Genomic DNA, 26,150 nt, shown 5'->3' with positions numbered 1-26,150 from the left:
ATACCCCACACCGTACAGCGGGTGAGCTGTACGGCGGGGCGGAATGCCGCGGGGGGGGGGGGGGGCCCCCCCCCCCCCCCCCCCCCCCCGGGGGGGGGGGGGGGGGGCCCCCCCCCCCCCCCCGCCTCCGTCGTTCGTCAGCACCGCGCCCGGACGTTCGTCCGTCCCGGGTCACGCTTGTGTCACAGAATATCGACAACCGTGAATTGTTTTGCGGTACGCGACACGCCCACCGCAAAGACGGATTGCAATTCCGCCGAGAACCGCTGAATTGGCGCCGCCGATTGGCAGCGATCGGGCGGCCGGACCATCCGATTCCCCCTCCGGCCCCTCACATTTCCTTCACCGCGACGGACTCCACGGCCCGGCCCGGGAGATCCCGTGCCCGCCGGATCCGAACCGTCAGCTCCGGCGCTTCGACCACTTCGAACTCACACCCGGGCAGCATGAGGTGAATCACGAGAACGCGGGGGCAGTGGCGGGCGCCTCCGCGGAGGACTCCGCGGCCGGCAGGACCAGGAGCGTCCCCACCCGCAGCAGCTCCGGCCGCGGCCCGATCAGGGCGCGGTTCGCCTCGTACAGCGCGCGCCACCCGCCCCGGACCCGGTACGTGCCCGCGATCGAGACCAGCGTGTCCCCGGGCCGCACGGCGTGCATCCGCCCGGAGAGCCCGTACCGCTTCGAGCAGACCGGCCAGGCCTCCCAGCCCCGGGCGCCCAACACCCTCTCGGCCACCCGGATCTGCTGTTCGCGGCTCGCCAGGTCGGCCCGCGCCGCGAAGGCCGTCCCGCCGTACTCCTCCCACGTCGGCTGCCGGAACTGCAGCCCTCCGTAGAAGCCGTTGCCGGTGTCGACGGCCCACCGTCCGCCGCTCTCGCAGTCGGCCACGCAGTCCCACGGCCACTCCCCGCCCGGCCCGCAGTCCCCCGGCCCGTCCCCGACCACGCCCGGCGAGCCCGGGTGCGCGGCGCCGGCCGGTCCGGGCGCGGGCGGCGGCGGGGCGGCCGCCGTCGCCCCGGCGAGCGGGAGCAGGAGGATCAGCGCGGCGGCGGCAGCGGCAGCGCCGACGCGCGGAATCCCGGGGGTGGGCACCGCGCCACGCTATGCAGCCCCGTCCCGGCCGCCGGTCCGCCACGCGGCGGCCTCCCGCGGCCCACCCGGTCGGCCGACCGGACACGTCCTCCCCAAACGGCCATCGGCGGCCACCAACTGCGCACAAGCAGTAAAGAGTTGCCATGAAAGCGAAGCCGCGGTCGGGCGGTTCACTCCTCCGGGGGCACGGTTCGATTCCGTTCCCTCGAATGGCGTGACCCCGGCCGCCGCTCCCGCGTTGAGCCCGGCGAGCCGGGGGCCGCCCGGCCCCGCACCTATGCCGAGGAGCCACCCCGTGCCGCGCATGCTCGACGTCAGTGATGAGGTACGCAACGAGATCGGCGACGAGGAAGCCGACAGGCTGCTCGTCGGCGAGGACGCGCCGCGCAGTTACGACTGCACCTCCTGCCGCACCCCGGGAGACCCCGAGACCGACCGGACCAGCACGGTGCTGTTCGTCGGCGAGGAGACCGCAGTCCTCGCCTTCGCCCACGCCACCTGCATCCCCTCGCAGGTCGTCTCCGTCTCCGAGGAGCAGCTCCAGGGCGCGGTCCGCAGCATCACCGGCGACAGCCCGGCCCCAGCCGCCTCCGCCGCCGGCGCGAACGCCCCGCAGAACGTGCCCGGCGGCCAGGCCGTCCTCGGCATCACCAGCGGACTGGTCCTGATCGGCGGCGAGCTCCACCCCGCGCTGGTGGTCGAGCCGACCGCCCCGATCGCCCGCCCCGGCAGCGACGGCCCCGGCGACGACTTCCTTCCGCTCCTCATCGAGCAGGGCTTCATCCCGGTCACGGACACGGCCGAGCTCCCTTCCCCCCTGGCGGGCTGGTCGGTCCTGCTCGCGGGCGGACAGCTGCACGCCGTCCTCCAGCCGGGCACCGAGGGCGGTGCGCCCGTGGCCTGGTGGCAGGCGCACCAGGCGCTGTCGGTCACCGACGGCTGGCGCGCGGCCGTCAACAAGACCCAGCGCGTCCTCATCTACGCCGCCCCGGTCGGCTCCATCGGCCTCCAGCCTCGCGAGGACCTGCTCCGCGACGCCCTGGACAAGGCCGCCGCGGCGGGCAAGCTGGTGGCCGCGTCGATGCCCCTGGCCGGTACGCCGGGCGCCTGACGCCTGACGCCTGACGCCTGACGCCTGACGCCTGACGCCTGACGCCCCCGGAAGCATCCACCTCCACCGGACTGCCGCCAGCCCCTGCCGAGGGGCCGGGCGGCGTGCGCCGGGGGTGCGCGGCCCGTCCCGCACACCCCCGGCGATCTGCGTTTTCTCCCCGGTGGCCCGCATCCGCAAGGCGCTGGTTTCGTTGGCTGATACGTGCATCCATACGACTCCTCCTGCGCCCCGTCCCATCCGAGTGCCGTCCCCCCGATGCGCCCCTCCCGGGACCGGGACAGCGCTCCGGCCGTCTCACCCACTCCCATCTACGACACGCTGTACTCGGAGTACCTGCGCGCCTTCCGGACCCTGCCGGGCGACCGCACGGGCGAGGAGGACCTCGGCTTCACGGCCTTCTCGTACGGGGGCCCGTACGACGGCGGCAGCGGCAGCGGCTGGAACGCCCCCGCCTGGCAGACGGACGGCTGGCAGCCCTCGTACGTCCCGCAGCCGGTGCCGGTCTCCTCGTACGCGGGCGGCTCCCCGTACGCCGACGGGCGGCAGCACCAGACCGGGATGACGCACATCCCGGCGGCCCTGCCGCCCGCTCCGCGCCGGGGCTACTGACCCCGGCGCACCGGCTTCCCGGCGTCGCTACTTCTTCTTGTGCTGGGAACCGCGCTTCTCGCGCACCCGCACCGAGATGTGGATCGGGGTGCCCTCGAAGCCGAACTCCTCGCGCAGCCGGCGCTCGATGAAGCGCCGGTAGCCGTGCTCCAGGAAGCCGGAGGCGAAGAGTACGAACCGCGGCGGCTTGCTGCCCGCCTGGGTACCGAACAGGATGCGGGGCTGCTTGCCGCCGCGGATCGGGTGCGGGTGGGCGGCGACGACCTCACCGAGGAAGGCGTTGAGCCGGCCGGTGGGGACGCGCGTCTCCCAGCCCGCGAGGGCGGACTCGATCGCCGGGACCAGCTTCTCCATGTGGCGGCCGGTGAGCGCCGAGACGTTCACCCGGGGCGCCCAGGCGACCTGCTGCATCTCGGTCTCGATCTCGCGCTCGAGGTAGTAGCGGCGCTCCTCGTCGAGCTCGTCCCACTTGTTGTACGCGATCACGATCGCGCGGCCCGCCTCGACGGCCATCGTGATGATGCGCTGGTCCTGGACGCTGATCTTCTCGGTCGTGTCGATCAGGATGACCGCGACCTCCGCCTTCTCGACGGCTGCGGCCGTACGCAGCGAGGCGTAGTAGTCCGAACCCGTCTGGAGGTGGACCTTCTTGCGGATGCCTGCGGTGTCGACGAACTTCCATGTGACGCCGCCGAGCTCGATCAGCTCGTCGACCGGGTCGCGGGTGGTGCCGGCCAGCTCGTTGACGACGACCCGCTCCTCCTTCGCGACCTTGTTCAGCAGCGAGGACTTGCCGACGTTCGGGCGCCCGATGAGCGCGATCCGGCGCGGTCCGCCGGGGGCGGCGCCACCGAAGGTCTGCTCGGGGGCGTCCGGGAGGGCTTCCAGGACGGCGTCGAGCATGTCGCCCGTGCCGCGGCCGTGCAGCGAGGAGACCGGGTGCGGCATGCCGAGGCCGAGGGACCACAGGGCGGCGGCGTCGGACTCGCCGCTCTGGCCGTCGACCTTGTTCGCGCAGAGGACGACGGGCTTGCCCGCCCTGCGCAGCAGCTTGACGACGGCCTCGTCGGTGTCGGTGGCGCCGACCTTGGCGTCCACGACGAAGACGACCGCGTCGGCGGTCTCGATCGCGTACTCGGCCTGGGCGGCCACGGACGCGTCGAGGCCGAGGACGTCCTGCTCCCAGCCGCCGGTGTCGACGACCTTGAACCGGCGGCCGGCCCACTCCGCCTCGTAGGAGACGCGGTCGCGGGTGACGCCGGGCTTGTCCTCGACAACGGCCTCGCGGCGGCCGATGATGCGGTTCACCAGGGTCGACTTGCCGACATTGGGTCGGCCGACGACGGCGAGGACGGGAAGGGGGCCTCCCGAGGCCGCGTCGATCGCGCCTTCGACATCCTCGATGTCGAAGCCCTCTTCCGCGGCGAGCTCCATGAACTCCGCGTACTCGGCGTCGCCAAGTGCTCCGTGGTCGTGCTGGTCGTTCATGAAGTCCGTTCCTCGTCGTTCGTGGTGATCGGTGGCACCCGCGCAGCGCGGTTCCACTACTAGGTCAAGTCTCGCTCAGCGCCCGGTGAGGCGCTTGGCATCGGCCAGGTGGGTGGTCAGCCGGTCCTGGATGCGTACGGTGGCCTCGTCCAGCGCGCTGCGGGTACGGCGGCCGGTGCCGTCGCCCGCGTCGAAGGCCGAGCCGAAGACGACGTCGACCCGGCTCTTGAGGGCGGGCAGCCCCTTGAGCAGCCGTCCCGGGGTGTCGGTACTGCCCAGGACGGCGACGGGCACGACGGGCGCGCCGCTGCGGACCGCGAAGTACGCGAGGCCCGCGCGCAGGGAGGCGAAGTCTCCCTCGCCCCGGGTGCCCTCGGGAAAGATGCCCAGGGCCCCTCCATGGTCGAGCACGCCGAGGGCGCGGCCTATCGCGGTCCGGTCGGTGCCGCTCCGGTCCACCTTCACCTGCCCGATCCCTTCGAGGAAGGGGCCGAGCGGGCCGACGTACGCCTCCTTCTTGATCAGGAAGTGCAGCGGGCGCGGAGCGGTGCCCATGACCATGGGGCCGTCGATGTTGTGGGAGTGGTTCACGGCGAGGATGACGGGGCCCGAGGCGGGCACCTTCCAGGCACCCAGGACGCGCGGCTTCCAGAGCCCGTACATGAGCCCGATGCCGATGCGCCTGCCGACCGCCGCACCCTTGAGGGAGGGCGCTTCGCTCACTGGCCTCCCGCCCGCTTCCCGGTGTCCTGGGCGGCGCCGCGGCGCTCCTCGACGAGGGTCACGACGCATTCGATCACCTGGTCGAGGGTGAGCTCGGTGGTGTCGACCTCGACGGCGTCGGCGGCCTTGGCCAGCGGGGAGGTCTTGCGGCCGGAGTCGGCGGCGTCGCGCTTGATCAGCGCGTCCTTGGTGGCCGCGAGGTCCGCGGCCTCCTTGCCGCGGAGCTCGCCGCTGCGCCGGGCGGCGCGCGCCTCGGCCGATGCGGTGAGGAAGATCTTGAGGTCGGCATCGGGCAGGACGGTGGTGCCGATGTCCCGGCCCTCGACGACGATTCCGGCGGCCGTCCCGGCCGCCTCGGCGGCGATGTCCCGCTGCAGCTCGGTGATCAGGGTGCGCACCTCGGGCACGGCGCTGACGGCGCTGACCTTCGAGGTGACCTCCTGGGTACGGATCGGGCCGGCGGCGTCCAGGCCGTCCACGGTGATCGTGGGCGCGGCCGGGTCGGTGCCCGACACCAGGGCGGGCTTGCCCGCGGCGAGGGCGACGGCGTGCGGGTCGTCGGTGTCGACGCCGTTGGTGATCATCCACCAGGTGATGGCCCGGTACTGGGCACCGGTGTCCAGGTAGCGCAGCCCGAGCTTGGCGGCCACGGCCTTGGAGGTGCTGGACTTGCCCGTGCCGGAGGGACCGTCGATGGCGACGATCACGGCGGACGGAGCTGCGGTTTCCACGGTGCGGGCACCTTCCTGGTTGCGCGTACGTGTCCGGGCGCGCCAAAGCGCCCCTCTCCAAGGTTACCGGCCCCCGGAACCCCTCGGCCCCGCCCGCCCGGCCCGCCCCCGTCCGGCCCCCGCGCGGCGGGGGCACGGCCGCCGCGCACGCCCCCGCCGCGCAGGGGCTTCCTACTGCTGCCGCAGCGCCCAGCCGCGCTCGCGCAGCTCGGCCGTCAGCGCGGTCACCGCCCTGGGCTCGACCATGAGCTGTACGAGGCCGGCCTGCTGCCCCGTCGCGTGCTCGATCCGCACGTCCTCGATGTTGACCCCGGCCCGCCCCGCGTCGGCGAAGATCCGCGCCAGCTCGCCCGGCTGGTCGCTGATGAGCACGGCCACCGTCTCGTAGACCGTCGGCGCCGCGCCGTGCTTGCCCGGTACCCGGACCCGGCCGGCATTCCCGCGCCGCAGCACGTCCTCGATGCCCGCGGCGCCGCCGCGCCGCTTCTCCACGTCGGCCGACTGCAGGCCGCGCAGGGCCTCCACGGTCTCCTCCAGGTCGGCCGCGATGCCGGCCAGGACGTCGGCCACCGGGCCCGGGTTCGCGGAGAGGATCTCCACCCACATCCGGGGATCGGAGGCCGCGATCCGCGTGACGTCCCGGATGCCCTGCCCGCACAGCCGGACCGCCGTCTCGTCGGCCTCCTCCAGCCGCGCGGCGACCATGCTCGACACCAGCTGCGGGGTGTGCGAGACGAGTGCCACCGCCCGGTCGTGCGCGTCCGCGTCCATCACGACCGGGACGGCCCGGCACAGCGCCACCAGCTCCAGCGCGAGGTTCAGCACCTCGTGTTCGGTGTCCCGGGTCGGGGTCAGCACCCACGGGCGGCCCTCGAAGAGGTCCGCGGTGGCCGCCAGCGGGCCCGAGCGCTCCTTGCCGGCCATCGGGTGCGTGCCGATGTACGCGGTGACGTCGACGCCGAGGGCCGCCAGCTCCCGGCGCGGTCCGCCCTTGACGCTGGCCACGTCCACGTACGCCCGGGCCGCCCCGCGCCCGATGGCGTCGGCCAGCGTCGCGGCCACGTGGGCCGGCGGTACGGCGACGACCGCGAGGTCGACCCGGCCGTCCGCCGGCTCGTCCGTACCGGCGCCGAGGGCGGCCGCGGTACGGGCCTGGGCCGGGTCGTGGTCGACGAGGTGGACCGTGATCCCCCGGGCGGACAGGGCGAGGGCCGCGGAGGTGCCGATCAGTCCGGTTCCGATGACGACGGCGGTTCTCACGGGAGCGCTCCAGGGGTGCGTACGGCACGGCGACAGGTTTGTCCGGCCAGGGTAGTGGGCGCGCCGTACGGCCCGGGGGCCCGGGCTCTCGTCCGTCGGGGCACGGGTCCCGGCCCGGGGGGCGGAGGTACCCGGCTTCGAGACCGGGACAAACGCCCGAACTCGGGCATTGCGCCGGTCGGCGCACGCCGGCGCCCGGCCGCTGCGGTAGAACGATCGGCATGATCTTCCACCTCGTCCCGCTCGCCGACTGGACCGCGGACCCGGACGGCCCCTACGCCCCGCCCTCCCTCGCGACGGAGGGCTTCGTGCACTGCTCGGCGGACCGGGCGACCGTGCTGGCGATCGCCGACGCGCACTACCGCGACGTACGGGGGACTCTGCTGGCGGTGGAACTCGACGAGGCCGCCCTGCTCCCGGACGTCCGCCGGGAGGGTGACTCCGGGGACCGCTACCCCCATGTCTTCGGTCCGTTGAACCGGGACGCCGTGGTCCGCGTGTGGCAGGTGGTACGCGGGTCATCCGGCGGCCACGCAGCACTGGCCCTCTGGCAGCCGGTCCTCTGAACCGGCGCGGCAGGCTTCACCTGGAGCCCGCCGCGGGCCAGGATGCTGCACGTCCATCCGGCCACACAGCCAGAGGAGAAAGTCATGAACGACTCCATCCGCACCGCCCGGCGCACGGTACTCACGGCGGGCGCGGCCGCTCTCGCGGGCGGTGCGCTCACCGCCTGCGGCGGCGACGACGGCGCGAAGCCCGAGAGCGACACGGGCAGCGCCGCCTCCCCGTCCGCGCCGCCCTCCCCCGCGGCCGCCACCGCGCCGCCGGCGAAGGCCCTGGCCAAGGCGGCGGACGTGCCGGTGGGCGGCGGCAAGGTCCTCAAGGAGGAGAAGCTGGTGATCACCCAGCCGACGGCCGGGGACTACCGCTGCTTCTCGGCCGTCTGCACCCACACGGGCTGCCTCGTGAACAAGGTGGAGAACGGCAGCATCGACTGCCCCTGCCACGGCAGCAAGTTCAAGGACACGGACGGCGCGGTGGAGAAGGGCCCGGCCACGCGACCGCTGCCCGAGAAGAAGATCAAGGTCACGGACGGCACAATCTCGCTCGCCTGAGGACCGCCTCCGCGCCTACGCTCCCCGGATGGACGATCTGACGCTGGTGCGGGACCACACGGTCTACCGGTGCGTGATGGGCTCCCGGGCGTTCGGGCTGGCCACGGAGGCGAGCGACACCGACCTGCGCGGTGTCTACCTCGCCCCGACGCCGCTGTTCTGGCGCTTCGAGAAGCCCCCCACGCACGTGGAGGGGCCCTTGGAGGAGCAGTTCTCCTGGGAACTGGAGCGCTTCTGCGAGCTCGCGCTGCGGGGCAACCCGAACATCCTGGAGTGCCTGCACTCCCCCCTGGTCGAGGAGGCCACCCCGGTGGGCGAGGAACTGCTGGACCTGCGCGGGTCCTTCCTCTCCCGCCGGGCCCACGTCAGCTTCTCCCGGTACGCGGCCTCCCAACGCGGCAAGCTCCTCGCGGACGTCCGCGTCCACGGCGCCCCGCGCTGGAAGCACGCCATGCACCTGCTGCGACTGCTCCTGTCCTGCCGCGACCTGCTGCGGACGGGCCGGTTGACCATCGACGCGGGCCCGCACCGCGACCGCCTCCTGGCGGTCCGGCGCGGGGAGCTCGGCTGGGACGAGATGGACGCCTGGATGACCCGCCTCGTGGCGGAGACCGACGCGGCCCTCACGACCACCCCGCTCCCCGCCGAACCGGACCGCGCCCGCGTGGCGGACTTCCTCCTGCGCACCCGCCGGGCATCAGCGCACTAGCGGCCGTCGAACGCCGCCGCCTGCCCCGCACGGGTCACGCGTCCCAGAGGGTGCCGAAGGACAGCAGTTCGTCGCGGTACTCGACGCGGTCCTGCCAGTCGCGGGGCCAGGCGTCCGCGCCGAGGTGGGCGCCCGCGAAGGCGCCCGCGAGACAGGCGATCGAGTCGGAGTCGCCCGCCGTGCAGGCCGCGCGCCGCAGCGCGAGCAGGGGTTCCTGCGGGAAGAGGAGGAAGCACTGCAGGGCCGTGGCCAGGGCCTCCTCGGCGATCCAGCCGTCGCCCGTGGTCAGGCAGGGGTCGGTCTCGGGGGACGGGTCGCGCAGTGCGGCCGCCAGCCGGTCGAGGGCCGCCAGGCACTCGTCCCAGCCCCGTGCGATGAAGGACTCGGCCGAGGTGTCGGAGGCGGTCCGCGTCCAGAGGTCGCCGAGCCAGCGCTCGTGGTAGCGGGTCCGGTTCTCCAGCGCGTACGAGCGCAACCGCCCGACCAGGCCCGTCACCTCGGTGCCCGCCGCCAGCAGGTGCACCGCACGCGCCGTCAGGTCGGAGGCGGCGAGGGCCGTCGGGTGGCCGTGGGTCAGCGCCGACTGGAGCTGGGCGGCGCCCGCCCGCTCCTCATCGGTCCAGCCGGGGACCAGCCCGACCGGGACCACCCGCATGTTCGCGCCGCATCCCTTGGAGCCCAGTTGGGTGGCGTCGCGCCAGTCCCGCTCCGGGTGGTCCAGCAGCCGGCAGGCCGTCAGGCAGGTGCGGCCGGGGGCGCGGTTGTTCTCCGGGGAGTGGTACCAGTCGACGTACTCCTCCCGCACCGGCCGGGTCAGCCGCAGCGGCCCGATCCGGCCCCGGTCCGCGGCCGTCCGTATGCCGCGCGCCAGGGCCAGCGTCATCTGGGTGTCGTCCGTGACGATCGCCGGGCGCGGGAGCGCCATCTCGCGCCACGGCCCGGTCCTGGCCAGGATCGAGGGCACGTCGTCGAACTCCGTCGGGTAACCGAGGGCGTCGCCCAGGGCCAGCCCGATCATGGCCCCGGTCGCGGCCCGTTTCGGCTGCTTCGGATGCGCGGGCCGGTGCGTCGTCGTCATCGTGCGGAACCTTCCGTGGGGCGGAGCAGGGGCGGGTACAGGGCGGTGGCCGGTCCCGGCCGGTACAGCGCGGCCGGTTTGCCGCGGCCGCCGGTCAGCCGGGCGGCTCCGGGCACGGCCTCGACGAAACCGGGCGTGGCCAGGACCTTGCGGCGGAAGTTGGGGCGGTCCAGGGCGGTGCCCCAGACGGTCTCGTAGACGGAACGGAGCTCCCCGAGGGTGAATTCGGGCGGGCAGAAGGCGGTGGCCAGGCAGGTGTACTCCAACTTCGAGCCGACCCGCTCCCGGGCGTCCGCCAGGACGACCGCGTGGTCGAAGGCCAGGGCCGCCGCGGCTCCGGCCGCCTCGCCCACCGGGACCCAGCGGGCCTGCGCGGCGTCGCCGCCGCCCTCCGCCGCGGGTTCCGGCATGTCGGGGACCAGCGCCGTGAAGGCCACCGAGACGACCCTCATCCGGGGGTCCCGGTCCGGTTCGCTGTAGGTGCGCAGCTGTTCCAGGTGCAGCGCGGCGACCACCCGGGGGGCCAGCCCGGTCTCCTCGGCCAGCTCCCGGCGGGCGGCCGTCTCCGCCGACTCGCGCGGCAGGACGAAGCCGCCCGGCAGCGCCCAGGCACCGGCGTACGGCTCCTGGCCGCGCCGGATCAGCAGCACGTGCAGCTGCCCGTCCCGTACGGTGAACACCGCCAGGTCGACGGTGACCGCGAAGGGCTCGAAGGCGTACGGGTCGTAGCCCGCCGGCAGCGCCCCGCTCACCGGTTCTCCGGCAGGGGCGCGGCGAAGTGCCAGCCTTCGGCGAGGAGTTCGTCGACGGCCGCCACGGCCGCCGCCAACCGCGTCTCGCGGTCCCCCCGCACTTCGAGGAAACGCCTGCCGGTGCGCGTGAGTTCCTCCCTGAACCGCCCGGTCATCCAGGGTCTCAGGTGCGGCCCGTCGCGCAGTCCGTCGTCCTCGAAGGGCACGTCGGCGTGGTCGGTCAGCACGTACAGGTCCCGGTGCGTCAGTGCGGCGATCTTTTCGACCTCCGCGCTGCGTCCGCCCGTGTACCGCTCGTGCCAGATGCCGGTCGCGAAGGAGTCGGTGTCGCAGAAGAGCACCGGTGAACCCAGCCGGGCGGCTCGTTCCTCCGCCGCGTCCTGCCGCCGCGCGATCACCGGGAACTCCGGGGAGGTGAAGGACACGTCCTCCCAGGAGGCCGCGGGGTCCGCCGCCCGGGCGGCCGCCAGCTTCTCCTCGCTGTACTCGCGTCCGTACTCGGCGACCCACCCCGTCCGCGCCCACACCCCGCCGCGGCGCCGGTAGTGCGCCGCCAGGGCCCGGGAGAGCGTGGTCGTCCCGGTGGACTCGGCGCCGAGGACGACGACCCGCCGCGCCAGGGAGGCCCGCACGGCGGGCCCCAGGTAGTCCCAGCAGCCCGCCGGATCCGCCCGCACGGCCGTCCCGGAGACGGGGAACAGCGTCCGCGCGGGGTCCACGCACACCTCCTGCGCGCCGAACCGGCGGGCGAGTTCGCTGCCGTACTCCTCCGAGGTGAAGACGGCGTCCACCCGCCCGGGGACGGCGCCCCGGAAGATCTCCATGTGCGCCGCCCAGACCGCCGGGTCGCGCAGGTCGACCGGGATGTCGTCCACCGCGCCGACGACCTCGGTGTCCGGGTGGGCCTCGCGCATCCAGGCGACGCGGTCGGCGAGCGGCACCGACTCCACGGATGCCGCGCACACCAGGACGGTGAGCCGCTCGCACTGGTCCCGGGCGGTGCGCACCAGGTGGTGGTGGCCGGCGTGCGGCGGATAGAACTTGCCCAGGACCAGCCCGTGGCCGAAGCGCCCGCGGCCGCTCACGCCGCGGCCTCCAGGGTGGTACGGGCGCCCGGTGCCGGCAGCGTCCGCCGCCAGCCGGTCAGCCCGAGCACGCACAGCGCGAGGAAGCCGACGTACAGGACCGCGGTCAGGTACAGCCCCTTGTAGGCGTAGAGCGGGATGTAGACGAGGTCGGCGGCGATCCACAGCCACCAGGACTCGACGAGCTTGCGGCACTGGCCGTAGGTGGCCGCCAGCGAGAGCCCGGTGGTCAGCGCGTCCCAGAAGGGGACGTTCGAGTCGGTGGCCCGGTCCAGCAGCAGGGTGAGGGCGAGCACCGCCACCGCCCCCGCCGCGGCCAGCCAGAGCCATTCGGCGCGTGTGGTGCGGCGCACCGGCAGGCTCTCGGCGGTTCCTGGTCCACCCCCGTGGGTCCAGGACCACCAGCCGTACCCGGCGAGGGCGATGAAGACGATCTGCAGCCCGGCGTCGGCGTAGAGGCCGGCCTGGGCGAACAGCACGATGAAGAAGACGTTGTTGGCGATGCCGACGGGCCAGTTCGCGATGTGCTGCCGGGCGACCAGCCAGACGCACAGGGCGCCGGTGGCGAATCCGAGGACCTCGGTCCAGCTCAGGGTCCAGTTCATGCCGGGCCCCCCTCCCTTTAATAGTCAAGGTGACTATAAACAGGGAACGGGGTCCGGGACAAGCGAAAAGCCCGCGGTGCCGTGAGGCACCGCGGGCTTCGTGCCGCTGCGCGGCCGTGCGGGCCGGCGCCCGGTGGGGGCGGCGCGGCCGGGCGGTCCTACAGACCGACCTCGCGCATCAGCATGCCGACCTCGGTGTTGGTCAGGCGGCGCAGCCAGCCGGACTTCTGGTCACCGAGCTCGATCGGACCGAACGAGGTCCGCACGAGCTTCTCGACCGGGAAGCCGGCCTCCGCCATCATGCGGCGCACGATGTGCTTGCGGCCCTCGTGCAGGGTGACCTCGACCAGGTAGTTCTTGCCGACCTGGTCGACGACGCGGAAGTGGTCGGCGCGGGCGTAGCCGTCCTCCAGCTCGATGCCGTCCTTGAGGCGCTTGCCGATCTCACGCGGCAGCGGGCCGGTGATCGCGGCGACATAGGTCTTCTTCACGCCGTACTTCGGGTGCGTGAGGCGGTGGGCCAGCTCGCCGTGGTTGGTGAGCAGGATGATGCCCTCGGTCTCGGTGTCGAGCCGACCGACGTGGAAGAGGCGCGTCTCACGGTTGGTGACGTAGTCGCCCAGGCACTGGCGGCCGTCCGGGTCCTCCATGGTGGAGACGACGCCGGCAGGCTTGTTCAGCGCGAAGAACAGGTACGACTGGGTGGCGACGGTCAGACCGTCCACCTTGATCTCGTCCTTCGGCAGGACGCGCTTGCCCTGCTCCAGCACGATCTCGCCGTTGACCTCGACGCGGGCCTGCTCGATCAGCTCCTCGCAGGCGCGGCGCGAACCCATGCCGGCGCGGGCGAGCACCTTCTGCAGGCGCTCACCCTCCTCCTCGGCGCCCGGGAAGGTCTTGGGCGTCTTGATCACGGGCTTGTCGGCGTACCGGTCGCGCACCCGCTCCTCGATCCGCGCCTCCAGCTCGCGCGGGCGGGACTGGCCGCTGCGGCTGCCGGGGCCGCGGCGCGGGCCGCCGGCCCCGCCGATGCCCGGCGTACGCGGGGTACGGGGACCGCCCTTGGCGCCGCCGCGCGCCGCGTCGCCGCGGGCACCGCCGCGGTTGCCGTCGGCCGCGCCGCGGGCACCGCCGCCGCCCGCCTTGGCTCCGCCGCGGCCGTTGCGCTCGCCCTCGGGGCCGACGTCGTAGCGGCGCTCCTCGGGGCGGGGGTTGCGGGGACGCTGGGGTGCCTGGTCTCGGTCACGGTCGCGGTCGCGCGAGCCGCCGGCGGACCCGCCTGCGGGGCCGCCGCGGTAGCCACCGCCACCGCCCGTGCCGCTGCTGGACCCGCCGCGGTAGCCGCCGGAGCCACCGCTGGACCCACTGCTGGACCCGCCGCGGTAGCCGCCGGAGCCACCGCTGGACCCACTACTGGACCCGCCGCGGTAGCCGCCGCCACCGCTGCCGCTGCCACCGCCGGAGCCGCCGCCGCGGTAGCCACCGCCGCCGCCGGAGCCGCCGCCACGGGCGCTACCACGCCCGCCGCCGCCACCGCCGCCGCTGTTCCTGTTGCCACCGTTGCCGTTGCCGCTGCTTCGCATCAAAGTTCCGTCGTCTTGTCGTCGTCTTGCTCGGTGTCCGGTGCGTCCGGATCGAACGACGGCACACCTTCTTGCGTCTCGGCTTCGATCGCGTCCGCCTCGGGGAGGAAGGGCGCGAGCTCCGGGAGCTCGTCCAGGCCGCGCAGGCCCATCCGCTCCAGAAAGTAGTTCGTCGTCCTGTACAGGATCGCACCTGTTTCGGGTTCCGTCCCCGCCTCCTCCACCAGACCCCGCTGGAGGAGGGTCCGCATGACCCCGTCGCAGTTGACTCCGCGGACCGCCGAGACCCTGGACCGGCTCACCGGCTGGCGGTACGCGACGACCGCCATCGTCTCCAGGGCCGCCTGGGTGAGCCGGGCCTGCTGACCGTCCAGGACGAAGCCCTCGACGGCCGGCGCGTACCGCGCCCGGGAGTAGAACCGCCACCCGCCGGCGACCAACCGCAGCTCGAAGCCCCGGCCGGCGGCCTCGTACTCGTCGGCCAGTTCCCGCAGGGCGTCCGCCACCTGGCGCGGGGTGCGCTCCAGCACCTTGGCCAGGTGCGTCTCGGTCGCGGGCTCGTCCACGACCATGAGGACGGCCTCCAGGGCCGGTTTCAGGTCGAGCGCGGCCACCGCGCTAGCGTCGCTGCTCAATCCTTCGCCTCCACGATCCGGTCGAACTCGTCGGTCACCGACGGCATGCCGTCGCCGTCCCCGCCGCTCCAGCGCACGGTGAGCGTCCGCAGCGCCTCCTCCTGGTCGAGGACCACCGCCTTCTCCCGGTAGAGCTCCAGCAGGGCCAGGAAGCGCGCGACGACGGTGAGGGTGTCCTCGGCGTCCTCGGTGAGCTCCTGGAAGGTGGCCTCGCCGCGCGCCTTCAGCATCCGCACGACGAGCCCCGCCTGCTCGCGCACGCTGACGAGCGGCGCGTGGATGTGGTCCACGTAGACCTGCGGCTTCGCCCTGGGCTGCATGGCCTTGACGGCCAGGCGCGCGAACCCTTCGGCGCCGATGCCGATGACCACCTCGGGCAGCAGGTCGGCGAGGTGCGGCTCCAGCCCGACGGTACGGGGGTACCGGCTGCCCTCGGCCTCCGCCCGCTCCTCGAAGATCTCGGCGATCCGCTTGTACGCGCGGTACTGGAGCAGGCGCGCGAAGAGCAGGTCCCGTGCCTCCAGCAGGGCCAGGTCGGCCTCGTCCTCGACCTCGGCGGTCGGCAGCAGCCGGGCGGCCTTGAGGTCGAGGAGGGTGGCCGCGACGACGAGGAACTCGGTGGTCTGGTCGAGGTCCCAGTCCGGCCCCATGGCCCGGATGTGAGCCATGAACTCGTCCGTGACCTTCGACAGGGCGACCTCGGTGACGTCGAGCTTGTGCCGCGAGATCAGCTGGAGCAGCAGGTCGAAGGGGCCCTCGAAGTTGGCGAGCCGCAGCGTGAACCGCCCGTCGCCCGGCTCCCCGGCCCCGCCGCTCCGGACCGCCTCCGGGACCTCGGCGGGAGTACCGGCCCGGGCGGTGCCCGGCCCGGCGGCCGGCTCGTCCGCCGGGGCACGGGTACGGCCGGAGGCGCCCTCCAGGGCCTCAGCGGGCCCGCCTGCGGGTTCGGGCTCCGCCCCGGCCCCCTCGCCGCCCCCGGAGTGTCCCCGCCGCTCAGCGGGCGCTCCAGGGCCTTCGGGGGCGGCCGCCGGTGCGCCGGGGCCCCGTCCCAGGGGTCGCCGGGTCGGTCGGCCGGGTTCGGCGGGGAGGGGCATGGGGGTCCAAATGGTGCGCAGGGGCCTGGGCGGCGCGGTGGCGCGCGGCCACGGGCAGCCTAAGCGGTCCCCGGCGGATCGGGCCGGACCGGCGGGCCGCGTCGACCCGTCCCCGCCGTGCCCTGTCCGCGGCGTACGCCGACCGGGACGGCCGGCACCCGGCGGCCGGGGGCCCGGGCGGGGCGGTCAGCGGCCGCGCAGGCGCCGCACGAGGATGCTCGCGTCCCCGCGGGATTCCAGGTCGGCGAGGACGACCGCGACGGCCTCGCGGACGATGCGGCCGCGGTCGACCGCCAGGCCGTGCTCCCCGCGCAGGACCAGTCGCGCGTGTTCCAGGTCCATGAGCTCCTCGGCGGAGACGTAGACCGTGATCTTCTCGTCGTGCCGCTCGCGTCCGCTCGGGCGCCGGTTCGCGCCCCGGCCCTGGCCCTTGCCCCGCCGGGTCGCCCCGGCCGGGGCCGCTACCCCACCGACTTGACCGACCTGACCGACAGAACCTTCCTGCGGTCGGCGCGGGGCTCCCACCTGGGGGTCCGTACCGGCTTCGGCCTCCCGGCCTCGGCCCTCTCCCGCCGTGCTCCGCGCCGCAGCGGCCGAGTGTTCCGCGCCGGACGCCTCCTCGGCCCCACGCCGGGGCGAGGACGACTGGAGGGCCATCCCCCCGGTCGTGCGGAACAGTTCGTCGGCTCCGGGCAGACTCACTCGGCGTGACACCGGGCGAGCACCTCCCTGGCCAGCTGGCGGTAGGCGGCGGCGCCGACGGAGTTGGAGGCGTACGTCGTGATCGGCTCGCCGGCGACCGTGGTCTCCGGGAAGCGCACCGTACGGCCGATGACCGTGTGGTAGACGTGGTCGTCGAAGGCCTCGACGACGCGCGCCAGCACCTCGCGGCTGTGCACCGTGCGGGAGTCGTACATCGTGGCGAGGATGCCGTCGAGCTCCAGCTCGGGGTTGAGCCGCTCCTGCACCTTCTCGATGGTCTCGGTCAGCAGCGCCACGCCGCGCAGTGCGAAGAACTCGCACTCCAGCGGGACGATGACCTTGTGAGCCGCCGTCAGGGCGTTCACGGTCAGCAGACCGAGCGAGGGCTGACAGTCGATCACGATGTAGTCGTAGTCGGCCATCAGGGGCTTGAGGGCCCGCTGCAGGGTGGACTCGCGCGCGACCTCGCTGACCAGCTGCACTTCGGCGGCGGACAGGTCGATGTTGCTCGGCAGCAGGTCCATGTTGGGGACCGCGGTCTTGAGCAGCACCTCGTCGGCCGACATGCCCCGCTCCATGAGCAGGTTGTAGACCGTCAGGTCGAGTTCCATCGGGTTCACGCCGAGACCCACGGACAGCGCGCCCTGCGGGTCGAAGTCGACGAGCAGCACGCGGCGCCCGTACTCGGCGAGCGCGGCACCCAGGTTGATGGTCGACGTGGTCTTGCCCACGCCGCCCTTCTGGTTGCACATCGCGATGATCTTCGCCGGACCGTGATCGGTCAGCGGACCCGGGATCGGGAAGTACGGGAGCGGGCGTCCGGTCGGGCCGATCCGCTCACGGCGCTGACGGGCAGCGTCGGGGGCGAGGGTGGCCGCGTACTCGGGGTCCGGTTCGTACTCCGCGTCGGGGTCGTAGAAGTGCCCCTCGGGCACCTTGTCGTAGTCGGCGAAACCCACGGGCTTTTCGCCGCTCGGGTCGCCGGCCCTGGAGTTCACGTCTAGGCCGTCCATGCTCTTTCGGGGCGTCGTCATGTGCTGGTGGTTTGCGAAGGTGCGTACTGCGACGGAGCCGACGGCTTCGAGCCCGGCTGGGCCCTGGCCCGGCTCAGGCGTCCCTGCGCGACCACCTCCAGGAGCAAATGTCGACTCATTCACAAGTCGTCTTACCTCCTCGGACGTGACCAGGACACTTATCGATAGGTCAGCGTGGCACCATGCCGACGGTTGGCGACTCTATGGCGTGTCACCACTCAGCGGCAACACAATCCGCCGGACCCGGCACGATGTGTCGGCAACCGAACACGACTCTGTCAAGGGCGCACGAGGTGTCGCCGCGAAATTTCGCGGGTGCGCGAAAGGGTTAAAGGGTTACGTTCGAGGCGAGTTGAGCGGGGTCCCGAGGCGCCGGGCAAACACGTCCGGCCGGACCTTGCGGGCAAGGTCCGGCCGGTTACGTGAGATTGACGTCAGTCGTTGACGGTTCAGCCGAGGAGCGTGCTCAGCTCAAGCGTGTCGAGACCGTGGGCCTCGGCGACCGGACCGTAAACGACCTGGCCGTCATGGGTGTTGAGGCCCAGCGCGAGCGCGGGGTCACGACGCAGCGCCTCGGCCCAGCCGAGGTTCGCGAGCTGCACGATGTAGGGCAGCGTGGCGTTCGTCAGCGCGTAGGTGGAGGTGTTCGGGACCGCGCCGGGCATGTTCGCGACGCAGTAGAAGACCGAGTCGTGGACCTGGAAGGTCGGCTCGGCGTGAGTGGTCGGACGGGAGTCCTCGAAGCACCCGCCCTGGTCGATCGCGATGTCGACAAGGACACTTCCGGGCTTCATCCGGGAGACGAGCTCGTTGGTGACCAGCTTCGGCGCCTTCGCACCCGGGATCAGCACCGCGCCGATGACGAGGTCGGCCGCGAGGACGGCCTTCTCCAGCTCGTAGGCGTTGGAGACGATCGTCTGGATCTTCGTGCCGAAGATCTTGTCGGCCTCGCGCAGCTTGTTGATGTCGCGGTCGAGCAGGGTCACGTGGAAGCCCATGCCGATGGCGATCTGCGCGGCGTTCCAACCCGAGACGCCACCGCCGATGACCACGGCCTCGCCGGCCGAGGTGCCGGGGACGCCGCCCGGAAGCACGCCGCGGCCGCCGGCCGAGCGCATCAGGTGGTAGGCGCCGACCTGCGGGGCCAGCCGGCCCGCGACCTCGGACATCGGCGCGAGCAGCGGGAGCGCGCGGTTCGCGAGCTCGACCGTCTCGTACGCGATGGCGGTGGTGCCGGATTCCAGCAGGGCGTCCGTGCACTCGCGGGAGGCCGCCAGGTGCAGGTACGTGAAGAGGGTCTGGTCCTTGCGGAGGCGGTGGTACTCCTGCGCGATCGGCTCCTTGACCTTCAGCAGCAGGTCGGCGGTGGCCCAGACCTCGTCGGCGGTGCCGAGGATCTCGGCGCCGGCGGCCACGTACTCGGCGTCCGTGATCGAGGAGCCCACACCGGCGTTCCGCTCGATGAAGACCTGGTGGCCGTTGCGGACCAGCTCATGCACGCCGGCGGGCGTGATGGCGACCCGGAACTCGTTGTTCTTGACCTCGCGGGGGATGCCGACCTTCATCGTCGATCACGGTCCTTGGCTCAGGGGATTTTTCGGGTCACTTCCATACATACCCGCCCACAAGAACGCGCAACGGGATGCACCACGAGATGACGTGGTGAAGCCAGTCTAATGAAGGATGAGTCGCTGTCTAGCCTTGCAAACGAATAATCTCAGTCGGAAGTACTGCGGATTTCGCAGGCTGCGGGGTCGTCTCCCAGCAATCTGTCGGCAGCGGAGCGGTGCAGCCTGGCAGCCGCGGGGTCGCCCAGCCTGTCCAGCGTGTCGGCCAGCCGGACCTGCAGGGCGGCCTGAAGTCGCTGGTCCCCCGCCTTGCGCGCCAGCTCCACCGCCTCCCGGCAGGTGTGCAGCGATTCCTCCGGCCGCCCGGCGTACTCCTGGACCCGCGCCATCTCGCTCAACGCCTTTGCCTGCCCCGGGACATCGGCCAGCCTGCGGTAGCCGGCGGCCGCCGCGCGCCAGCTGCGCAGCGCGTCCCCGTACCGGCCCGCGTACGTGTGCACGTTGCCCAGCCGTCCGTACAGCCGCGCCTCGTCCGCGCGCTCCCCCCGGGCGAGGGCCTGCGACAGCGCCCGCCCGAACCAGTCCGAGGCCCGGTGCCAGTCCGTCAGCTCCTGGTAGGCACCTCCTACGGATTCCATCGCGCGGCCGGTCGCGTACGGGTCGTTCGCCGCCCGTCCCGCGTCCAACGCGGCCCGGTAGCGCTCCAGGGCCTCCTGGGTCCGGCCGGTCTCGGCGTCCAGGTCGGCCAGGTTCAGCAGCGCGGCGGCCTGCTCCCGGTGCAGGTTCCGGCGCTCCGCCACGTCCAGGACCAGCCGGTGCAGTCCGTAGAGCTCGGGCGCGGCCCCGGCGGTGCCCCGGTGCTCGGCGAGCGCCCGTACCAGGGCCGCGACCAGCCGGCGGGCCAGCGTGTCCAGCTCTCCGTCGGCCACCGCCAGGGAAGCTGCCGCGACGAGCGCGGACAGCCGGGTGTCCAGCCAGGTGGCGGCGGCGCGCCGGTCGGGGAAGCGCAGGGCGCGGGGCAGGCCGTCCAGCTTCTGCGGGCCGCCGACCGCACCGTCCTCGTCCGCCTCGGCCATGGCCCGGCAGGAGTGCAGCAGCCGTACCGTCCGCTCCAGCATCCGCGCCCGGGCCAGCTGGACCTCGGCGGGACGCTCCTTCGCCTCCAACAGGGCCCGGAGCATCGGCGCGAGGCAGCCGGGCAGCTCGAACAGCCCGTCGGGGGCGTGGTGCACGAGGCCCAGCCCGGCGAAGTCGTCCAACGTGGACTGGGCGGCGGCCACGGAGCACCCGGCGAGGGCGGAGGCGGTGTGCGAGTCGACGATGCCGACCGGGGCCAGCGGCAGCAGCCGCAGCGTCCGCTGGGCGGGCTGCGGGAGGGACTCGTAGACGAGCCGGAAGCAGCGGGCGAGGGGCCCGCCGATGCCGGCCGGCATGTCGTGGAGCTGCTTGGCCACGTCGGCGACGGAGGCCTTGGGGTGGGCGGCGAGCCAGCCGCCGACCAGGCCGAGGGCGGCGGGCTGTCCTCCGCACTCCTCGGCGAGGGTTTCGGCGGCGCGGGGGTCCGCGGTGACCCGGGTGTCGCCGATGCGCTGCGCGAGCAGCTCCACGGCGGAGGGGGTGTCCAGTCCGCCCAGGGTGCAGGGCCGGACGTCGGGGATCCCGGTGAGGGGCCCTTCCGCGGTGACCACGACCAGGCACTCGGGGGTGTCCGGCAGCAGGGCGTCGACCTGGTGCGGGTCGGCGGCGTCGTCGACCAGGATGACCAGGCGCCGCCCGGCGAGCTCGGCCCGCAGGGCGGAGCTCAGCTCGTCCTCGCCGGCTCCGGGCGGGGTGGTCCGGCCCAGCCCCTCCAGCAGACCCCGGACGGCCCGTTCGGTGGCCACGCTCCCGCCGCCGGGGGCGGTGAGCCGCGTACGGAGCACCCCGTCGGGGTAGTCCTCGGCGATCTCGCGCACGAATTCCTCGGCGAGAGCGGTGCGGCCTGAGCCCGGGCGGCCCGCGACGAGCAGCACCCGTGCCCGCGGCGCCTTGGCCTTCCGGCCCGAGAGGGTGTCGAGCCCGGTCCGCGCGATGTCCTCGCGCAGCTCCTTGAGCTCACGCCGCCGCCCGACGAAATCCGTCACGGATCCGCTCCTCTCCCTGCCTTCGGGTTGCGAGCGTAGTTCACGCAGAGCGACGAACCGGGTGGAGCGCGGCGGGCAAATCCCCCAATCGGATCAGCGGATGGTCGGCTTTTCGGACGCGTCGCTCGCGCGGCGAGGCCGTTGCCGCGGGGCTGGGTCCCCCACCCGCCCTGCCACCGTTCCCCGGGGCTCCGCCGCGGACCCCCTGCCGGGCTCCGCGCCCGGGCCCCGAACGCCGGCCCGTCCAGCCCCGCCGGCGATCGGGGCGCGCAACGGGGGCTACGCCTCGTACGGGCGGGCCGGCCAGGGGGAGAGGGCCGGTCGGAGGGACTCGACCCCGTCGGAGGCAAGGGCGGCGGAGAGGGCCAGGACGCCCGTCACCAGCCCCGGGTTGCCCAGCCGTCCCGCCAGCACGCCGCGGACCAGGTCGGCGAGGGGAACCCTGGCGATCTCCATGTCCGCCTCCTCCTCCGAGACGGCGTACCGCGCTCCCTCGGCCTCCGCCAGGTCCCGCGCCAGGAAGATCCGTACCGCTTCGTCGGAGCCTCCCGGCGAGCTGAAGAAGTCGGCCAGCACCCGCCAGTCCTCGGCCTTGACGTGCGCCTCCTCGTACAGCTCCCGCTGCGCCGCGTGCAGCGGGTTCTCCCCCGCCACGTCCAGCAGCCCGGCCGGCAGCTCCCACAGCCGGTGCCGCACCGGGTGGCGGAACTGCTTGAGGACCAGCACCCGCTGCTCCTCGTCGAGGGCGAGGACGCACACCGAACCCGGGTGCACCTGGTAGTCGCGGCGCACCACCGCGCTGTCGGGCATCCGGACCTGATCCGACTTCACGGATGTCTTCGCGCCCTCGAACGGGGTCCGCGAAGCGACGACCTCCCACGACTCCGGCGTGTCCTCGATGTCGTTGATGCCGTTGCCCATGGCCATGCCCGTACCTTTCCCAGAAACGCGACAGCCGGGGCACGATGCGTGCCCCGGCTGCCTACGTTATGCGCTCAGGCGCTCACTTCGCGGACTGCTGCCGCTCGACGGCCGCCTTGACCAGGCCCGCGAAGAGCGGGTGCGGGCGCGTCGGGCGCGAGCGCAGCTCCGGGTGGGCCTGGGTGGCCACCAGGTAGGGGTGCACCTCGCGCGGGTACTCGACGTACTCGACGAGCTTGTTGTCCGGGGAGGTGCCGGAGAACACGAGGCCCGCCTGCTTCTCCAGCTCGCCGCGGTAGGCGTTGTTGACCTCGTAGCGGTGCCGGTGGCGCTCGTCCACGTACGCCTGGTCGCCGTAGACCTCGCGCACGATGGACCCTTCGGCGAGCTTCGCCGGGTACATGCCCAGGCGCATGGTGCCGCCCAGATCGCCCGCGCCCTCGACGAAGGCCAGCTGCTCCTCCATGGTCGAGATGACCGGGTTCGGGGTCGAGGCGTCGAACTCGGTGGAGTTCGCGTCCTCGATGCCCGCCAGGTTCCGCGCGGCCTCGATGACCACGCACTGCAGGCCCAGGCAGAGGCCGAGCAGCGGGATCTTGTTCTCGCGGGCGTAGGTGATCGCGCCGACCTTGCCGTTGACGCCGCGGTCGCCGAAGCCGCCGGGCACGCAGACCGCGTCGACGTCGGCCAGCTGCGCCGCCGCGCCCGCCGGGGTCTTGCACTCGTCGGAGGTGACCCACTTGATCTGGACCCGGGCCTTGTTGGCGAAACCGCCGGCGCGCAGCGCCTCGGTCACCGACAGGTAGGCGTCGGGCAGGTCGATGTACTTGCCGACGAGGGCGACCTTGACCTCGTGGTCGGGGTTGTGGACCCGGTCGAGCAGGTCCTCCCACACCCTCCAGTCCACGTCGCGGAACGGCAGGTCGAGCTTGCGCACGACGTAGGCGTCGAGACCCTCGGTGTGCAGCACCTTCGGGATGTCGTAGATCGACTTGGCGTCGATCGCCGCGACCACGGCCGCCTCGTCGACGTCGCACATCAGCGAGATCTTGCGCTTGATGGACGTGGGCACGTCGCGGTCGGCGCGCAGCACGATCGCGTCGGGCTGGATGCCGATGTTGCGCAGGGCCGCGACCGAGTGCTGGGTCGGCTTGGTCTTGAGCTCACCGGAGGGACCGATGTACGGAAGCAGCGAGATGTGCACGACGAAGACGTTGTCGCGGCCGACCTCGTGGCGGACCTGGCGGACGGTCTCCAGGAACGGCAGCGACTCGATGTCGCCGACGGTGCCGCCGACCTCGGTGATGACGACGTCTACGTCCTCGGTCGCCATCCGCCGGATGCGGTGCTTGATCTCGTTGGTGATGTGCGGGATGACCTGCACGGTGTCGCCGAGGTACTCGCCGCGCCGCTCCTTGGCGATGACCGTCGAGTAGACCTGGCCGGTGGTGACGTTGGCCGAGCCGTCGAGGTCGACGTCGAGGAAGCGCTCGTAGTGCCCGATGTCCAGGTCGGTCTCGGCGCCGTCGTTGGTGACGAACACCTCGCCGTGCTGGAACGGGTTCATGGTGCCGGGGTCGACGTTCAGGTACGGGTCGAGCTTCTGCATCGTGACCCGAAGTCCGCGTGCCTTCAGCAGCGCACCCAGGCTGGAGGCCGTCAGGCCCTTGCCGAGGGAGGAAGCGACACCCCCGGTGACGAAGATGTGCTTGGTCGTCATGGATTTGGGCGGCATCGCCAAGAGGGGGCTCCCGTGGTCGCGAGGTGAGGTGCGTCCGGCGCCGGTCACCGTCGATCCGGAAGGGTCTCAGGGGGCGCCGAAGCTGCGGTTTCGGGGCTCCTGGTTCGCACAGGCAGACCACCGGTCCACGGGGTACCAGCCTATCAGCGCCCGAGCCGGTCCGCCTCCGGCCACGCGCCGCGCGGGCCTCCCGCGCGGTGTCCGCGGGGACGTACCGCCAGCTCACCCGTTTGGCCTAGTCTCATTCTTCACAGGCTCACCGGGATCACTAGGGTGCCGTCATATCCTGCTCGGATATTGCACACATCGCCGCCGAGCAGTCCGCCGGACGGCCTCACCGAGCCGATATGCGGAATCATGGGCTCAACGCGGAGATCCCCACCCACGGGAGACCGCGCATCCGCGCAATGCAAGCGCCCTCAGGGGCGGACGAGGCCGTTCGACTGGAGATGCACGTGTCCGGGCGCATCGAGGATTACGCACTGATCGGGGACATGCAGACCGCCGCACTGGTCTGCCGCGACGGGGCGGTGGACTGGCTGTGTCTGCCCCGTTTCGATTCCCACGCCGTCTTCGCGAGCATTCTCGGCACCGAGGATCACGGGTTCTGGCGGATCGGGCCGGCCTTCCCGGCCGGCTCCGAGGCCCCGCGCGCCACCCGCCGCCGCTACCGCGGCGACTCGCTGGTGCTGGAGTCCGAATGGGAGACCCCGCGCGGCACCGTCCGCGTGATCGACTTCATGCCGCCCCGCGAGGACCACGCGCCGCAGCTGATCCGCATCGTGGAGGGCGTCAGCGGGCGCGTCCCGATGCGTTCCGCGCTGCGCATGCGGTTCAGCTACGGGCGGGTCGTGCCCTGGGTGCACAAGGTCGACGGCCGCACGGTCGCCGTCGCCGGGCCCGACTCGGTCTGGCTGGACACCGACGCGCAGACCTACGGCAAGGACCTCACCACGTACTCCGACTTCACCGTCGGCCCGGGTGACCGGATGGCCTTCAGCATCAGCTGGCAGCCCTCCCACAAGGGCGCTCCGGAGGCCCCCGACCCCGAGGCGGCCCTGGACTCCACCACCGAGTTCTGGCGCGACTGGGTCGAGCAGTGCACGTACCACGGGCCCTACCGCGAGGCCGTGGTCCGCTCCCTGATCACCCTCAAGGCCCTCACCTACGGCCCCACGGGCGGGATCGTCGCCGCGCCGACCACCTCGCTCCCGGAGGAGATCGGCGGGGTCCGCAACTGGGACTACCGCTACACCTGGCTGCGGGACGCCGCCATCACCCTTTCCTCGCTGCTGCGCACCGGCTACCGCGAGGAGGCCCGCGCCTGGCGCGAGTGGCTGCTGCGCGCGGTGGCCGGCGACCCGGAGAACCTCCAGATCATGTACGGGATCGCGGGCGAGCGGGAGCTCGGCGAGACCGAGTTGGACTGGCTTCCGGGCTACGAGAACTCGCGCCCGGTCCGGGTCGGCAACGGCGCGGCGGGCCAGCTCCAGCTGGACGTGTACGGCGAGGTCACCGAGGCCTTGCACCTGGGCCACATGACCGGCCTGGCCCGCAGCGACTACGCCTCGCTGCTCCAGCTCAAGCTGATCCGCTACCTGGAGACCCACTGGGACCAGCCGGACGAGGGCATCTGGGAGGTGCGCGGCCCGCGCCGCCACTTCGTCCACTCGAAGGTGATGGCCTGGGTCGCCGTGGACCGCACGATCAAACTGATCGAGAGCGGGGACGCGGACGGTCCGCTGGAGCGCTGGCGGGAGCTGCGCGACGAGATCCACCAGGACGTCTGCGAGAAGGGCTACGACAAGGAGCGCAACACCTTCACCCAGTCGTACGGGTCGACGGAGCTGGACGCCTCCCTGCTGCTGATCCCGCAGATGGGCTTCCTGCCGCCGGACGACAAGCGCGTCATCGGGACCATCGAGGCGATCCAGCGCGAGCTGTCCACGCCCGACGGTTTCATCCTGCGCTACCCGACGGCGGGCGACGAGGCCGGCGTGGACGGCCTGGAGGGCGACGAGGGGGCCTTCCTGGCGTGCTCGTTCTGGATGGCGGACGACCTGGCCATGATCGGGCGGGTGGACGAGGCGCGGCGGCTCTTCGAGCGGCTCCTGGCGCTCCGCAACGACCTCGGCCTGCTGGCCGAGGAGTGGGACCCGCGGCTCCAGCGGCAGGTGGGCAACTTCCCGCAGGCCTTCAGCCACGTTCCACTGATCGACACGGCGCTGCGGCTGACGGCGAGCGGGGCGTACGGAGGCTAGGCCGGGGGCCTGGGCGGGGCCGCTCATGGGCGGGGCGCTCCGGCCGCGGCGCGCCCGGGCCCGGGACGATCCGCCGCGCCCCGCTGATCGCTCCCGCCTACGCTGGAAGGGTCCTAGGCCCTCCCCG

At 73.0% G+C, this 26,150-nt stretch carries 24 protein-coding genes; 6 read left to right on the top strand and 18 right to left on the bottom strand.

Going from position 1 to position 26,150, the window contains the following annotated elements:
* Positions 1-456: 456 nt before the first annotated feature.
* Positions 457-1,092, bottom strand: coding sequence for a transglycosylase family protein (locus ACWFQ8_RS16410; protein WP_453786903.1), 636 nt, complete (start codon positions 1,090-1,092; stop codon positions 457-459).
* A gap of 295 nt (positions 1,093-1,387) precedes the next feature.
* Between ACWFQ8_RS16410 and ACWFQ8_RS16405 the strand changes: the two genes are divergently transcribed.
* Complete coding sequence (locus ACWFQ8_RS16405) at positions 1,388-2,203, top strand: hypothetical protein (protein ID WP_453786902.1); 816 nt, start codon at positions 1,388-1,390, stop codon at positions 2,201-2,203.
* A gap of 258 nt (positions 2,204-2,461) precedes the next feature.
* Positions 2,462-2,815 (top strand): hypothetical protein, encoded by a 354-nt coding sequence (locus ACWFQ8_RS16400; protein ID WP_453786901.1) that lies wholly within the window; start codon positions 2,462-2,464, stop codon positions 2,813-2,815.
* Between the two features lie 27 nt (positions 2,816-2,842).
* Here ACWFQ8_RS16400 and der read toward each other — a convergent pair whose 3' ends face one another.
* The 4 genes from der to ACWFQ8_RS16380 all read right to left on the bottom strand — a co-directional run bounded on the left by der (position 2,843) and on the right by ACWFQ8_RS16380 (position 7,017).
* A complete protein-coding gene (gene der / locus ACWFQ8_RS16395) occupies positions 2,843-4,303 on the bottom strand; it encodes a ribosome biogenesis GTPase Der (protein WP_453786900.1) in 1,461 nt (486 codons plus the stop codon).
* A gap of 75 nt (positions 4,304-4,378) precedes the next feature.
* Positions 4,379-5,095, bottom strand: a complete 717-nt coding sequence (locus tag ACWFQ8_RS16390) for a lysophospholipid acyltransferase family protein (protein WP_453786899.1) — start codon at positions 5,093-5,095, stop codon at positions 4,379-4,381.
* Positions 5,023-5,757: a (d)CMP kinase gene (cmk, locus tag ACWFQ8_RS16385; protein WP_453786898.1), complete on the bottom strand. Its 735-nt coding sequence runs from the start codon at positions 5,755-5,757 to the stop codon at positions 5,023-5,025. Before cmk ends, ACWFQ8_RS16390 begins: the two co-directional genes overlap by 73 nt.
* A gap of 171 nt (positions 5,758-5,928) precedes the next feature.
* Complete coding sequence (locus tag ACWFQ8_RS16380) at positions 5,929-7,017, bottom strand: prephenate dehydrogenase (protein WP_453786897.1); 1,089 nt, start codon at positions 7,015-7,017, stop codon at positions 5,929-5,931.
* A gap of 221 nt (positions 7,018-7,238) precedes the next feature.
* Between ACWFQ8_RS16380 and ACWFQ8_RS16375 the strand changes: the two genes are divergently transcribed.
* The 3 genes from ACWFQ8_RS16375 to ACWFQ8_RS16365 all read left to right on the top strand — a co-directional run bounded on the left by ACWFQ8_RS16375 (position 7,239) and on the right by ACWFQ8_RS16365 (position 8,841).
* Positions 7,239-7,583, top strand: a complete 345-nt coding sequence (locus tag ACWFQ8_RS16375; RefSeq protein WP_453786896.1) for a DUF952 domain-containing protein — start codon at positions 7,239-7,241, stop codon at positions 7,581-7,583.
* An 84-nt stretch (positions 7,584-7,667) separates the two neighbouring features.
* A complete protein-coding gene (locus ACWFQ8_RS16370; protein ID WP_453786895.1) occupies positions 7,668-8,132 on the top strand; it encodes a QcrA and Rieske domain-containing protein in 465 nt (154 codons plus the stop codon).
* Positions 8,133-8,160: 28 nt separating this feature from the next.
* The gene (locus ACWFQ8_RS16365; protein ID WP_453786894.1) at positions 8,161-8,841 is read left to right on the top strand and encodes a nucleotidyltransferase domain-containing protein; all 681 of its coding nucleotides are present in this window, start codon (positions 8,161-8,163) and stop codon (positions 8,839-8,841) included.
* A gap of 34 nt (positions 8,842-8,875) precedes the next feature.
* On the opposite strand, the gene ACWFQ8_RS16360 is transcribed toward ACWFQ8_RS16365, so the two are convergent.
* From ACWFQ8_RS16360 to ACWFQ8_RS16300, 13 genes are all read right to left on the bottom strand, one after another.
* Entirely contained in the window at positions 8,876-9,919 is a 1,044-nt protein-coding gene (locus ACWFQ8_RS16360) for an ADP-ribosylglycohydrolase family protein (RefSeq protein ID WP_453786893.1), read from the bottom strand.
* Positions 9,916-10,671: an NUDIX hydrolase gene (locus ACWFQ8_RS16355; RefSeq protein WP_453786892.1), complete on the bottom strand. Its 756-nt coding sequence runs from the start codon at positions 10,669-10,671 to the stop codon at positions 9,916-9,918. Before ACWFQ8_RS16355 ends, ACWFQ8_RS16360 begins: the two co-directional genes overlap by 4 nt.
* Positions 10,668-11,756, bottom strand: a complete 1,089-nt coding sequence (locus ACWFQ8_RS16350) for an AAA family ATPase (protein WP_453786891.1) — start codon at positions 11,754-11,756, stop codon at positions 10,668-10,670. Before ACWFQ8_RS16350 ends, ACWFQ8_RS16355 begins: the two co-directional genes overlap by 4 nt.
* Positions 11,753-12,361: a nicotinamide riboside transporter PnuC gene (gene pnuC, locus ACWFQ8_RS16345; RefSeq protein ID WP_453786890.1), complete on the bottom strand. Its 609-nt coding sequence runs from the start codon at positions 12,359-12,361 to the stop codon at positions 11,753-11,755. Before pnuC ends, ACWFQ8_RS16350 begins: the two co-directional genes overlap by 4 nt.
* A 158-nt stretch (positions 12,362-12,519) precedes the next feature.
* Complete coding sequence (locus ACWFQ8_RS16340; RefSeq protein WP_453786889.1) at positions 12,520-13,944, bottom strand: pseudouridine synthase; 1,425 nt, start codon at positions 13,942-13,944, stop codon at positions 12,520-12,522.
* Positions 13,944-14,579 carry an SMC-Scp complex subunit ScpB gene (gene scpB, locus ACWFQ8_RS16335; protein WP_453786888.1) on the bottom strand — a complete coding sequence of 212 codons (636 nt, stop codon included), beginning with the start codon at positions 14,577-14,579 and terminating at the stop codon, positions 13,944-13,946. The genes ACWFQ8_RS16340 and scpB overlap by 1 nt, the downstream gene beginning before the upstream one ends.
* A complete protein-coding gene (locus tag ACWFQ8_RS16330; protein ID WP_453786887.1) occupies positions 14,576-15,673 on the bottom strand; it encodes a segregation/condensation protein A in 1,098 nt (365 codons plus the stop codon). Before ACWFQ8_RS16330 ends, scpB begins: the two co-directional genes overlap by 4 nt.
* A 186-nt stretch (positions 15,674-15,859) precedes the next feature.
* On the bottom strand, positions 15,860-16,387 hold the full coding sequence (locus tag ACWFQ8_RS16325; protein WP_453786886.1) for a hypothetical protein: 528 nt from the start codon (positions 16,385-16,387) through the stop codon (positions 15,860-15,862).
* The gene (locus ACWFQ8_RS16320) at positions 16,372-17,409 is read right to left on the bottom strand and encodes a ParA family protein (RefSeq protein ID WP_453786885.1); all 1,038 of its coding nucleotides are present in this window, start codon (positions 17,407-17,409) and stop codon (positions 16,372-16,374) included. The genes ACWFQ8_RS16325 and ACWFQ8_RS16320 overlap by 16 nt, the downstream gene beginning before the upstream one ends.
* A gap of 449 nt (positions 17,410-17,858) precedes the next feature.
* Positions 17,859-18,974, bottom strand: a complete 1,116-nt coding sequence (gene ald, locus ACWFQ8_RS16315) for an alanine dehydrogenase (RefSeq protein ID WP_453786884.1) — start codon at positions 18,972-18,974, stop codon at positions 17,859-17,861.
* Between the two features lie 152 nt (positions 18,975-19,126).
* Positions 19,127-21,100 (bottom strand): tetratricopeptide repeat protein, encoded by a 1,974-nt coding sequence (locus ACWFQ8_RS16310; protein ID WP_453786883.1) that lies wholly within the window; start codon positions 21,098-21,100, stop codon positions 19,127-19,129.
* Positions 21,101-21,379: 279 nt separating this feature from the next.
* Positions 21,380-22,021 (bottom strand): NUDIX domain-containing protein, encoded by a 642-nt coding sequence (locus ACWFQ8_RS16305; RefSeq protein WP_453786993.1) that lies wholly within the window; start codon positions 22,019-22,021, stop codon positions 21,380-21,382.
* Positions 22,022-22,103: 82 nt separating this feature from the next.
* Positions 22,104-23,756 carry a CTP synthase gene (locus tag ACWFQ8_RS16300; protein ID WP_453786882.1) on the bottom strand — a complete coding sequence of 551 codons (1,653 nt, stop codon included), beginning with the start codon at positions 23,754-23,756 and terminating at the stop codon, positions 22,104-22,106.
* Positions 23,757-24,211: 455 nt separating this feature from the next.
* On the opposite strand from ACWFQ8_RS16300, the gene ACWFQ8_RS16295 reads away from it, so the two are divergent.
* The gene (locus tag ACWFQ8_RS16295; RefSeq protein ID WP_453786992.1) at positions 24,212-26,023 is read left to right on the top strand and encodes a glycoside hydrolase family 15 protein; all 1,812 of its coding nucleotides are present in this window, start codon (positions 24,212-24,214) and stop codon (positions 26,021-26,023) included.
* Positions 26,024-26,150 lie beyond the last annotated feature (127 nt).

The organism is Streptomyces sp. NPDC055254, from assembly GCF_053606025.1.
The sequence above is the reverse complement of the archived record's forward strand: the minus strand, read 5'-3'. Positions and strand labels throughout refer to the sequence as shown.